This is a genomic window from Heyndrickxia sp. NPDC080065, from assembly GCF_050281185.1.
Classification (GTDB): Bacteria; Bacillota; Bacilli; order Bacillales; family Bacillaceae_C; genus Heyndrickxia.
Genome location: NZ_JBNNWS010000001.1, coordinates 318577 through 330887, shown reverse-complemented (window position 1 = coordinate 330887; position 12311 = coordinate 318577). Strand labels below are relative to the sequence as shown.

Here is a 12311-nt window from a genome sequence, read left to right as displayed (position 1 = left end):
ATTTGTATTACAGAAGTATCTAAAAAATTACAATAGAGTTCTTATTAATTCATAGTAATAATAAAATTTCTGTATATTCTTAGAAAATTGTATGGATGATTTTAATTAGTAATCTTTTTATGCTCAAGGAAAATAAGATATACGAGTTTTTAATCAATAATAAAGCCAAACATATAGGGGTGTTTCGTAGAATATAATGAAGTGAATAATAAGGGAAAGTGGGGTTAGTATGTGAAAATCCATGTGGTAAGTAAGGGGGATATCTTGTGGAAGATTTCCCGGCAATATGGTGTGAGTACCAACCAAATTGTTAAGGTTAATGGTCTTGAAAATCCGAATAGTTTAGTAATCGGCCAAGCACTATTGATTCCTGAACCGTATCTACAGTATAGAGTAAGTCCAGGAGATACTCTTGGAAATATCGCTATTCGTTTTGGAACAACTGTACAGGAAATTATGCAAACAAACCACCTAACAAGTCCTTCCAACATCTATCCAGGAAAAAGGCTCACTCTTCCAGTTATTTATTATACAGTAAAAGAACATGATACCCTTTATAATATTGCAAGACAATATGGAACGACTGTTCAAGCAATAATGCAGACCAATAGAATAACTGATCCTTCGAGTATTACTATCGGTCAAGTTTTAAGGATTCCTCAGAGACCAAAGCCAATCATTGATGTGAACGGTTTTACAAATGTATATGGGCAAACGGGTGCACAGCATGTCCGTGAAGTAGCATATGATTTAACATATGTAAGTCCATTTGGTTACAGGATGAAGCAAGATGGCACTCTTGAAGTGATTGATGACACCCCGACTATTCGAGCAGCACAATCCGCTGGGGTTGTCCCGATGATGTGCATAACGAATTTTTCCCCTACAGAAGCAGGAACTGATCTGGCACATACAATTCTTTCTAATTCTGGCTTAGTAGAAAAATTATTAACAACGATCATCAATACGATGAAAAATAAAGGTTACCGTGGATTAAACATAGATTTTGAAAATGTATCACCTGAGGATCGTGAACACTATAATCGTTTTCTGGAAAGAGCAGTAGATAGGCTGCATCGTGAAGGCTATTTTGTTTCCTCTTCACTTGCCCCAAAAACAAGCTCCGGTCAAAAGGGATTGTTAGTCGAAGCACATGATTATCCTGTTCACGGAAGGCTCCTCGACTTTGTAGTACTCATGACATATGAATGGGGGTATCGTAAGGGTCCGCCACAGGCGATCTCTCCAATTAATCAAATCAAGCGTGTCCTAGATTATGCAATTACTGTGATTCCAAGAAACAAAATTTTTATGGGCTTCCAAGTCTACGCACGAGACTGGCTTGTTCCACATGAGGAAGGACAGGAAGCAGAGACATTCGACATGCAAGAAGCAATCAGACGTGCTATTCAACATGAAGCAGACATTAAATATGACGAGACAACCCAGTCACCATATTTTCGGTACGAGGACAACCAAGGACGTACACATGAGGTTTGGTTTGAGGACGCAAGAAGCGCAGAAGCAAAGTTCGATTTGGTAAAGAACTATGGACTAAGAGGCGTTAGTTATTGGGTACTCGGCTATCCTTTCCCTCAGAATTGGGAACTTCTTGCGGATACATTTATTGTGAGGAAATTGTGAATAGGAAGGGGAGGAGAAAACTAATAACATTATACAGGCGCATTCTTTCCTATAGAAAATGCGTTTTTTTTATATCAAATTTAAAAAATGTTCTAAGGATTTAGTATCTAAAAAAATCCTATACCAAAGATATATAGTGAGGCTTCACTTAGTGGAGCCTCTTCAGCCTCCCCTTAGTTTTGTTGAAAAAGTTCCAACAGTTCAATATAGTGCTGGTCGTGGAGGCGACAAATGCACTTCCAATAATATCAGATGGATAATGGTGTCCCACCCAAATACGAGAGAAGCCCGTCAATACTGATAATGCCAACATAATTGAACCTAGAATACGGTTATAAAGAAAGATAGAAGTAGATATTGCAAACACTAGCATAGTATGCTTACTTGGAAAGGAAGAATCTTTTTTGGAAGGAGTAAGTATTCCGACATGATGCTTCACAAAAGGACGTGGTTTAAAATAAAACAATTTTATCATTGCGTAAATAAACCATGCAATTCCTGAAGATATTACAGCATTATAAGACACTTTTTTATAAAAATCATTTCTAAACCACATAAAAATTAATACAAAAATATACACATAACGAATCTTATTTGAAATCAATATCATCAGTAAATCGATTGGAGAACAGCGTCCAGAAAACTGATTAATTACCTTAAATATTTTTATGTTCATTTTGTTAATCTCCTAATTTTAAAGATATTAATAAAATTCCCATTTAAGCAAGTAATATGTGTTTATCGTAATTGCTTTTGACAATATTAGTTGTAAGAAAAATCGGGAATTCTTTGTTCTCGTTTAGGAAATAAAAATTAGATAACACCAAAAAAGGTAGCAATAATGATATCACTACCTTTCCGTAGAGGTGATTCAGGTATGAGCTCCATGGATGGGTGCTTCGAGGTTAGCTCGTATAATATGATATGTGATATGCGAAAAAAAGATATGGACAACTACCAAAAGGAAAGTGGAATTTTTTAAGATTACGAAAAATAAAAATTTCTCCTGCTTTTGAATAATGGAGTGTGCCTATTGATTGTCATTGTCAATGGCTACTGTTGATAAAATTACCTGGAGAGTCACATGAGCGATTTCTATATGGAGTATAATCCCCTCCAGAACTTTATCAGAAACAACAGCATTGCTTAAAAAGGCCTTTAAATAAAATTCAAATAAACAAACTTAACCTTCATTGCTGTTTATTCCGATCCTTCGGTATATACAGCAATTAAAATTGAAGCAATCTCATCCCCTATATTTTTAACGTAATGAGGGACACTGGCGCACCAACTAAATGTATCTCCCTCTTCTAATATATAGGAGTCTTCTCCTTGTTCTGCGAGAATTTTCCCCTTGAGAACTAAGTGGCATTCTTCACCTTCATGTGCATTTTTTTCACCTGTTGAAGCTCCTGATGGGATTTCCACCAATCTAACACTTAATCCTCCTCTAGTTGCTAAATGCTCAACCTTTAAATCGAGTTCTTTTGAGGTCGTTACTTCACGTTCGTTTTTTCTTATTACCGTCATTTGTTCATCTTTTTCTAAAAGAAGATAGGGTAATGGTACTTTTAAGAAAGCAGCAATAGTTTGTAATGTACTTATTGATGGTGAAGTGTTGTTGTTTTCTACATTGCTTATAAATCCCTTCGAAAGCCCTGTCTCTTCACACATTTGTGCAATCGTAATTTTTTTTCTATTTCTAATCGCTCGTATTTTAGAACCGATATCCATAATTATCACCTCAAATGTTTTCTAATAGTGAATTTAATTTCATATTAACAAAAAAATCGTTGACATGCTATATTTAGTTTTGTATTCTATAAAAGAACAAAGATTCATATAAAGAAACTTTGTGGATCGAAACATTTTATATCCCATTAAATTAGACTTTTTATTTTTATATATCATTTGTTATTGACAAGGAGGTTAAACTCATGGAAACACCAATGATTTATGAAATTCGCCGTCCCAAGGATATTGTTCCTGGGAAAAAGTATCCTGCACTGTTTGTTATGCATGGTATTGGAAGTAATGAACACAATATTCTTTCACTAGTTAATGGTCTAGAGGACTTCTTCTATATCTTTAGTGTCAGGGGACATCTATCACATGGACCGGGATTTGCTTATTTTACAATCCAAGGCTATGGCAAACCTCACCGAGAAGTATTCGATGAGGGGATCAATAAATTAACAACCTTTATTGATTATGCATCCGAAAACTATCCACTTGATTTAAACCAGATATACTTGATGGGCTTTAGCCAGGGAGCTATTGTATCAATGACATTAGCCCTCAAATTTGGTAACAAAATTAAAGGTGTGGTTGCACTTAGTGGTTATATTCCTCAATTTGTAAAGGAAGAATACAAGATAAACCTTGGCAATCATTTATCAGTGTTTATATCACATGGTGAATACGATCAGGTCCTGCCATATGAATGGGGAAAAGAAAATGTAGATTATTTTACTAAACTTGGTGTTCCTGTAACGTTTAAATCTTATCCAGTAGGGCACACAGTATCCGAAAATAATCTTCAAGATTATCAATCATGGATTTTAAATGATTTACAAAGATAAACAATCTCAAATACAGAAAATAGGGGGGAAATAGAGATGTTACCATCATTATTTATTGCTCATGGTTCACCATTACTTGCAATTGAGAATAACGATTATACAAAATTTTTAAATCAATTAGGTCAAAGTTTACCTCGCCCAAAAGCTATTGTATTGTTTTCTGCTCATTGGGAATCCGAGGTTCAACAAGTAAGCAGAGTTGATCAATATAGTACGATCTATGATTTCGGCGGGTTTGATCCTGCCTTATACTCTATCAAGTATCCTGCTCATGGGAATCTTGATCATGCACAAGAAATAGAGGAGCTACTCACCCAGAATGGTATTTCCTTTAAGAATGAAACAACTCGTGGTTTGGATCACGGGGCATGGATCGTTCTTCGTATGCTGTATCCGAATGCGGAAATTCCGGTAATCGCCATGTCGGTGAATCCGAACCTTACTCCGGAGCAGCAATATAAGATCGGAAAAGCTATATCGATATTAAGAGAAAAGGATATATTAATCATCGCGAGCGGAGGGACTGTTCACAATTTAAGAGCTTTAAAGTGGGCTGACAATGGAGAGGTTGATCCATGGGCGCTTGAATTTGATGATTGGTTAGCAAAAAACCTTGAAAACTGGGATTTACAAACCCTATTTAACTATAATTCACTTGCTCCCAATGCACCACTAGCGGTTCCACCATACGGGAACGAGCATTTCATTCCAATCTTTTATGCAATGGGTGCAGCCGACAATCATCCAAAATCGACATTACTTCATCGTAGTTTTCGATATGGAAACCTTAGTCACAGTGTTTGGCAATTTGGATAATTTAAAAGGATTTTAGTAAAAGTGGGGAAAGAATACATGAATCTAAATAGCATTGCTAATGAAATTTATCATCATCAAAAAAACGCTGTAGAAATGGATAAAATCACATCACGATATACTAATATTACTATTGAGGATGCTTATAAGATTCAAGAAATGAACATGGAAAAAGAAATACAAAATGGCGTCCAATTTGTTGGCTGGAAAATGGGGCTAACAAGTTTTGCAAAGCAGCAATCAGTAGGAGTCAATCAGCCTATTTACGGAAGATTATTAAAGTCAATGGAGATCTCTACGGAGGAATTATCTTTAGATGGATTGATTCATCCACGAGTGGAGCCAGAATTTGCTTTTATAATGAATAAAAAACTCCAAGGAAATAATGTCACTGAGCAAGATGTTTGGCAGGCTACTCAATGCATTATGCCAGCAGTTGAAGTGATTGACAGTCGTTATCGGGATTTTTCTTTTAATCTGATTGATGTGGTTGCTGATAATGCTTCTAGTGCAAAATTTTTGATTCTAAAACAAAAATATACGCCTGATCAGTTTCAATGGGAAAACATCAATGTCCGAATGAAGTTGAATGGTAGAGTAATTCAAGAAGGAAAAGGGTCCGCTGTTATGGGACATCCTGTACGTTCGGTAGTTGAATTGGTTAAGATGTTAAATTCCTCAGGACTTTGTATTGAGCCTGGAATGATTGTACTAACTGGAGGAATAACGGAAGCAATTCATGTTTTGACCGGGGATTTCATTGAAGTTGAATTTGATCAATTAGCTACAATTGATTTAACTGTCAGATAATTAGTGAGAGGGATTAAAATGCCAATTGTACAAGTACACTTGCTTGAAGGAAGATCTAAAGAATTAAAACATCAATTGATTTCAGAGATTACGGAGGCAATTAGCAGGACATTAGGGAATTCACCTGAAACAATCAGAGTTTTATTACATGACGTCCCACAAGAAAATTGGGGTATAGCTGGTGTGCCAATGAGTAAAAGACAAAACGTTAAGTAATCCTGATATATATTTCTCTGTTTATCTCGGAGATATGGAAAACAATACAATTAAATAGGAGTGAATATGAATGAATTTTAAAAATGAAGTTGGTGCAGTTATTTTACGAATCATCATTGGGATAATCTTTTTCGTTCATGGATTTGTAAAGTTTCAAGGAGGAATTGAAAATATAGCCGGTTGGTTTGATAGTATTGGAATACCAGGATTTATGGCTTATATAGTTGCTAGTATTGAACTGGTTGGAGGAATCGCGTTAATTATTGGATTGGGAACGCGTGTTGTTTCAGTATTGTTTGTACTTGTAATGCTTGGTGCAATAATAAAAGTGAAATTAGCTGTTGGATTCTTAGGCGATGGCAAAATGGCAGGCTATGAATTAGATCTTGCTTTCTTAGCGATTTCATTATTCCTTGCTATTAATGGAAGCAAGCTGCTTTCTGCTGGTCAATTATTAGTAAAAGACAAGTCCACTGCAGGTACACACAAAACATATTAACGCAAAATTACTTTTGATTGATATATATATGGAAAAGTTATATGTAAAATACCCGATTTTATCCTAAATAGGTAAATCGGGTGTTTTTTATTAAAGGCTGTTTCCGCATAGATTGTTGCTTTTCGCATATAGTGGTGAAGCCTGAATAAATATAGTGTCGTGCTCTTTTCTACATCCTATATTTTATATTGATAGCGGAAAATAACCGTAAAAATCCTACTAGATATTTACTGTGTAAAATCTCTACCGATTTTTACTCTATTTACAAATAGCAACAAAGTTTAAGAAAAGAGCCTTACTAAATTTATTTTGCCGAATGTATGTGTGAAGCAGAGACGTATTGATGTTTCGGTTTATGATTAACACAGTAAATACTAGTAACAATAAGGATAAGTCCAATGATTAAATAGATCGTAACTGCTTCATGGAGAAAGATTGTTCCGAGCACAAGGGCAATTAATGGAACGAGAAAAGTATACGTTGCGATTTTACTCGCTTCACCAGATCTGACTAGGATAAAATAAACAAGCCATGCTAAAGGGATACCGAAAATCGCCCCAAATAATAAACCTGACACATAAGGTGCTGACCATTCGATTGCAGCAAAGCTTTCTGTACCAAATCCAATACCAGTCATTACCATGCCTCCAATGAAACATTGGATAGTGATAAGCCAAAGAGCATCGACTTTATTTCCGACTTTTTTCACAAAAACAGTCCCAATAGCCCAACTTAAAGCGGTAATGAGTGCTATTACCACTCCTGTTATTGATAATTGTCCACTAAAACTTTTGTAACTAATGACCATAACACCAAGGAAGCCAAGAATAAGGCCAAGAATTTTCAACCCAGACATTTTCTCACCGAGCCATAACCAAGCTAGAACTCCGACTAATACCGGCTGAAAATAAACAATGACTGAAAATAATCCTGATGGCAGGTATTGCAGTCCTACCGTTTGCAATCCGAAAAATAATATCACATTGAAAACAGTCGATATTAAATAAATATACCAAGTCTCTTTGAAATGGATATGTTTATAGCGAGGAATTGATATGATTAGAAGCAGGATTCCGCCTAATAATGTTCTCATTCCTGAAAATAAAATGGGCGGTGTATAATTTAGAGCAATTTTATAAATGGGCCAGCATAATCCCCACACGAGTACGAGAAATGTTATTAAAAGCGCTGTGCGGGTTCGGGAAAGTTCCCCCATCATTGTTCCCTCCTTTATTCAACTAAGGAAAATTATACGCCTGATTGTAAAAAATGGCTATAATCAAGTTGTCTAAGATAATGATCATGATAAAATAGTGGTGGCTAAACTTCAGATATAAATACTATAAAAAATTTATGTTAGGTAACAGATTTATATAGCTCTGTCATCGCTGATAATTGCTATATTATTCTCAGTTGAATTAACCGGAATATCGGTTATTCCTGCAGATTGTTATTTAGAACCGGCCGTATTTTCTAGTCGGAAAATTATAGATCGATTTGGAAATGGTGGTCTTGATGTAGCGGAGTCAAATTCACGCGGAAAGAACGTCCAGTGAATGTGGTTTATGATGCGAATCGTGATGAATTCTTTGATTATATTACAGAACTCGCAAAGAAAGTATCGGAAGAAGCATAGCATGTATTTTCTTTCTATTATATTGGAACAATAAGGTACCAAAGAGATAGTGATAGAAAATCATCACATATTGATGTAAAATATAAATTATGTGTAAAAAGTACTGCTTTGAAAAGAGGGTAACGAATGAATAAGGAATCCATCTATGGATTAACAATAGAGCAATTGACAGAATGGTTTTTAGAACATGGTCAAAAGAAATTCCGGGCTCAACAAGTCTGGGAATGGTTATATCAGAAACGGGTAAAGAGCTTTTCTGAAATGACTAATATTAATAAGGAATGTATTCAATTATTAGAAGAGCATTTTGATACCCATGTATTAGATCAACAGATTAAGCAAGAATCAAAGGATGGAACCGTTAAATTTCTATTTAAATTACCAGATGGAAATCTAATTGAAACCGTCCTAATGAGACAAAAGTATGGTCTATCGGTTTGTGTAACAACCCAAGTAGGCTGTAATATTGGCTGCTCTTTCTGTGCAAGTGGAATATTAAGAAAAAATCGCGATTTAACGAGTGGAGAAATCGTTAATCAGATTATGAACGTGCAATTACATTTAGATGAAGTTGGAAAAGGTGAAAGAGTCAGTCATGTCGTTGTCATGGGGATCGGTGAACCATTTGATAACTTTACGAACTTAGTTTCCTTCTTAAAAATCATTAATTCTCCAAAAGGTTTGGCTATTGGAGCAAGACATATCACTGTTTCAACGAGTGGCCTTGCCCCTAAAATCTATGAATTCGCTGACCTGGATTTACAAGTAAACTTAGCGATTTCCTTACATGCACCAAATAATGAACTACGTACGCAAATCATGAAAATCAATCGTGCCTACCCATTAGAAAAGTTAATGCCGGCAATTGATTATTATCTAGAGAAAACGAATAGAAGAATCACATTTGAATATATTTTGCTAAACGATGTTAATGATCATAAAGAGGAAGCTCTGCAGCTTACAAAACTTCTGCAAAATAAACGTCATTTAGCCTATGTGAACTTAATTCCGTATAACCCTGTTAGTGAGCATATTCAATACGAAAGAAGTACAAAAGAATCCATCATGACCTTTTATGATACATTGAAGAAGAATGGAATCAATTGTGTCGTACGCCAGGAACACGGAACAGATATCGACGCAGCATGTGGACAACTGCGAAGCAAACAAATGAAAAAGGTACAGTAGGAACAAAAGCGGAAGCGCCTTGATCATCGGCGTACGGATTTTGTAGTCTTCGACTGAGATAAAGGAAACACGGTGAGGTAGTTCACGAGCTAGTGAAATTGGCACTTCAAATTTCACCTGATGTTGACTTATCGTAGGGAGAAGACGGAGAAATCCTCTAGCCGACGGCTGCTTGCGCTAGACGTAATCCTCGCTCTTTATAAAGATATCCACAGTGCGAATATTTTATAATTTCCGAAACGATAAAAAAGGGTGATCCATAAAGTTGAAAAACTTTGTGGATCACCCTTTTAATGTCCGGTTAGATTTTGTTAATAATCAATAATCAAGACTTGTCTATCGAAAACTCTCAACATTTCCTCAGCAGGTATAGGACGGCTAAAAAAGTATCCTTGTCCCTCGTTGCACTGTCTTTGTTGAAGATAATAAAGCTGTTCGCTCGATTCAATCCCTTCGGCGATTACTTTTAAGTCTAAGTTATGAGCCATGTCGATAATTGTTTGAACTAGAGCAGTATCCTTTGCATCTGTAAAGATGTTTTTTATAAAGGCCTGATCAATCTTTAAGCTGTTAATAGGTAGAAGTTTAAGGTAGCTTAAAGAGGAATATCCCGTTCCAAAATCATCAATAGATAGACGAATTCCCATTTCTTTTAATTTTTCCATGGTTGTAATAGCGTAGTTTGAATCTTGGATGATGCTTTCCGTTAACTCAAGTTCAAGATACTCAGAATCGAGTCCTGTCTCATTTAAGGTATGCTTTACGACATCGACTAAATTTGGTTGTTGGAATTGACGTGATGAAATATTAACAGCTACTCTTATTGGGGGATACCCCATGTTTTGCCAAGCTTTATTTTGGCGACATGCTTCATAAAGTACCCATTCTCCGATAGGGATAATTAGTCCTGTTTCCTCAGCAAGAGGAATAAATTCAGCAGGAGAGATTGGCCCCAACTCCGGATGCAGCCAACGGATAAGCGCTTCAACCCCGATGATATTACCTGTTTTGACATCTACTTGTGGCTGATAATGAAGCTTAAATTCCCCGCGTTCCAATGCTTTACGCATTCCAATTTCGAGTTGCATTTTCTTTGTTACTGCTTCATTCATATCCGGTGTATAAAACTGAAAATTATTCTTTCCATGTTCCTTTGCACGGTACATCGCCGTATCTGCATGTTTAATAAGCGTTTCTATATCCCAGCCATCAGTCGGATATAAACTTATACCGATTGAAGGAGTGACAAACATTTCATGCTCATTTATCATTAACGATTGACCAACTAAATCGATTATTTTTTGAGCCTTTTTTGTTATTTCATCGGTAGTTGTATTTGGGAAAAGTATGATAAATTCATCTCCACCTTGGCGACAAACCGTATCTGTTTTCTTCACGCATGCTTGTATTCGCTTGGCAACATCTATTAACAATTTGTCACCAATCGCATGTCCTAGTGTATCATTTATATATTTAAAACGATCCAAATCGATAAACATAATACCTATGGTTTGTTTATTTTTTTCTGCTTGATCCAATGCTAGACTGAGCCGGTCATTTAATAAACGGCGGTTCGGCAATCCGGTCAAAGGGTCGAGATAAACCATTTGGTTAATTTTCGCTTCCGTTCTTTTTCTCTCTGTTATGTCTCTTATCATGCTGCTAAAATATGTATTTCCTTCCTCTACCCATGTCGCTAGAGAAAGTTCAATCGGAAAGACGCTGCTGTCTTTATGTAATCCTTCTAGTTCGACTGTTTTTCCAATAACATGAGGTTGACCTGTGGAAATAAAGCGTTTCATTCCCTCTTGATGTGTGACTCTATATGAATTGGGCATAATAACTTGTAGATTTTTACCGATAATTTCCCTTTCCTCATAGCCGAAAATATTCCGTGCACCGTTGTTCCACGAAATAATGGTTCCCTCACTATCCATAATAATAATCGCATCATTGGCTGACTCTATAACGGATTGAAATTTCCTTTCCGACTCTACAACTTGTGATTCAAAGCGTTTGTCGACAATAACGCTAATAAACACTACACCTAAAATGATTAACATCCCTAAACCTATTACATAGGCGAAAAACGTACTATCGAACGAAACGCCAGACATATTCATTTGATTGCAATCGTGGTTGAACGTAGCGGCTGCCATTCCAGTGTAGTGCATACCAGATATAGCAAACCCCATAATAATCGCGCTTATTGTTTTTCGTAACCAGACTCTTGGTCTTTCGGAATTTTGTCTGATTGAAAATAATAGATATAAAGCTACTAATGACGTAATAAAAGCAATGACAGCGGAAAGCCCCCACAAAAAAGGATTATAGGTAATATTCCCTTTCATCACCATCGCTTCCATCCCGATATAGTGCATTGAAACAATTCCTATAGCCATAAAAAAAGCACCGATGATAACTTGTGCCGTTTTCAATGAAGGCTTGGTTACAATTCTTAAAGCTAACCATGATGCTAGAATAGCAGGAACAATGGATACAATAACGACTACTAAATTATAGGAAACATTAATGGATAAATGAAACGCCAGCATCGCGATAAAATGCATCGACCAAATTCCCATGCCCATAGCAAATGCACCACATATCAACCATATGTTGCGTGAGATACCTTTTTTTGCTTTTGCGATTCGAATGGCTAAATCTAATGCTGCAAAAGAATCGATTATCGCAATAATAATTGATAGAAAAACAAGTGGTAAATGATAGTTACTTGAGATTTCCATAGTGGCTAAATTAACTATCCTCCTACTAGAATTAAAATAATACTAAGGAACCTATAAGAGTAGTTGTGCTTTTTTATTTACTCTGATCGATAAGGATTACATTCGCAATCACTTGAATACAAGTAATGGATTGCCGAATACAATTGATATTTTCATAGGATCCTTTTTAAAATATT

11 protein-coding genes and 1 pseudogene are annotated in these 12311 nt (G+C 36.0%); 8 read left to right on the top strand and 4 right to left on the bottom strand.

Annotated features, from left to right (window positions below; all coding sequences use genetic code 11):
* The first annotated feature begins 231 nt into the window (after window positions 1-231).
* Window positions 232-1644 (top strand): LysM peptidoglycan-binding domain-containing protein, encoded by a 1413-nt coding sequence (locus tag ACQKP0_RS01495; protein WP_427404034.1) that lies wholly within the window; start codon window positions 232-234, stop codon window positions 1642-1644.
* A gap of 148 nt (window positions 1645-1792) precedes the next feature.
* Here ACQKP0_RS01495 and ACQKP0_RS01490 read toward each other — a convergent pair whose 3' ends face one another.
* Both ACQKP0_RS01490 and ACQKP0_RS01485 read right to left on the bottom strand, forming a co-directional pair.
* Entirely contained in the window at window positions 1793-2320 is a 528-nt protein-coding gene (locus ACQKP0_RS01490; protein ID WP_427404033.1) for an undecaprenyl-diphosphatase, read from the bottom strand.
* A gap of 524 nt (window positions 2321-2844) precedes the next feature.
* Complete coding sequence (locus tag ACQKP0_RS01485) at window positions 2845-3378, bottom strand: helix-turn-helix domain-containing protein (RefSeq protein ID WP_427404032.1); 534 nt, start codon at window positions 3376-3378, stop codon at window positions 2845-2847.
* 203 nt (window positions 3379-3581) lie between these two features.
* On the opposite strand from ACQKP0_RS01485, the gene ACQKP0_RS01480 reads away from it, so the two are divergent.
* From ACQKP0_RS01480 to ACQKP0_RS01460, 5 genes are all read left to right on the top strand, one after another.
* The gene (locus ACQKP0_RS01480) at window positions 3582-4226 is read left to right on the top strand and encodes an alpha/beta hydrolase (protein WP_427404031.1); all 645 of its coding nucleotides are present in this window, start codon (window positions 3582-3584) and stop codon (window positions 4224-4226) included.
* Window positions 4227-4262: 36 nt separating this feature from the next.
* Complete coding sequence (locus tag ACQKP0_RS01475; RefSeq protein ID WP_427404030.1) at window positions 4263-5042, top strand: DODA-type extradiol aromatic ring-opening family dioxygenase; 780 nt, start codon at window positions 4263-4265, stop codon at window positions 5040-5042.
* Between the two features lie 36 nt (window positions 5043-5078).
* Window positions 5079-5849, top strand: coding sequence for a 2-keto-4-pentenoate hydratase (locus tag ACQKP0_RS01470; protein WP_427404029.1), 771 nt, complete (start codon window positions 5079-5081; stop codon window positions 5847-5849).
* 18 nt (window positions 5850-5867) lie between these two features.
* The gene (locus ACQKP0_RS01465; protein WP_427404028.1) at window positions 5868-6065 is read left to right on the top strand and encodes a tautomerase family protein; all 198 of its coding nucleotides are present in this window, start codon (window positions 5868-5870) and stop codon (window positions 6063-6065) included.
* Between the two features lie 70 nt (window positions 6066-6135).
* Window positions 6136-6564: a DoxX family protein gene (locus tag ACQKP0_RS01460; protein ID WP_427404027.1), complete on the top strand. Its 429-nt coding sequence runs from the start codon at window positions 6136-6138 to the stop codon at window positions 6562-6564.
* A 304-nt stretch (window positions 6565-6868) separates the two neighbouring features.
* On the opposite strand, the gene ACQKP0_RS01455 is transcribed toward ACQKP0_RS01460, so the two are convergent.
* The gene (locus tag ACQKP0_RS01455; protein ID WP_427404026.1) at window positions 6869-7780 is read right to left on the bottom strand and encodes a DMT family transporter; all 912 of its coding nucleotides are present in this window, start codon (window positions 7778-7780) and stop codon (window positions 6869-6871) included.
* 193 nt (window positions 7781-7973) lie between these two features.
* Between ACQKP0_RS01455 and ACQKP0_RS01450 the strand changes: the two are divergent.
* Together ACQKP0_RS01450 and rlmN are read left to right on the top strand one after the other, a co-directional pair.
* Window positions 7974-8111, top strand: a pseudogene (locus ACQKP0_RS01450) (nucleoside hydrolase); the annotation flags it as partial.
* Window positions 8112-8326: 215 nt separating this feature from the next.
* On the top strand, window positions 8327-9388 hold the full coding sequence (gene rlmN / locus ACQKP0_RS01445; protein ID WP_427404025.1) for a 23S rRNA (adenine(2503)-C(2))-methyltransferase RlmN: 1062 nt from the start codon (window positions 8327-8329) through the stop codon (window positions 9386-9388).
* Window positions 9389-9699: 311 nt separating this feature from the next.
* Here the strand turns inward: rlmN and ACQKP0_RS01440 are convergent, their stop codons facing one another.
* On the bottom strand, window positions 9700-12135 hold the full coding sequence (locus tag ACQKP0_RS01440; RefSeq protein ID WP_427404024.1) for an EAL domain-containing protein: 2436 nt from the start codon (window positions 12133-12135) through the stop codon (window positions 9700-9702).
* Window positions 12136-12311: the final 176 nt, after the last annotated feature.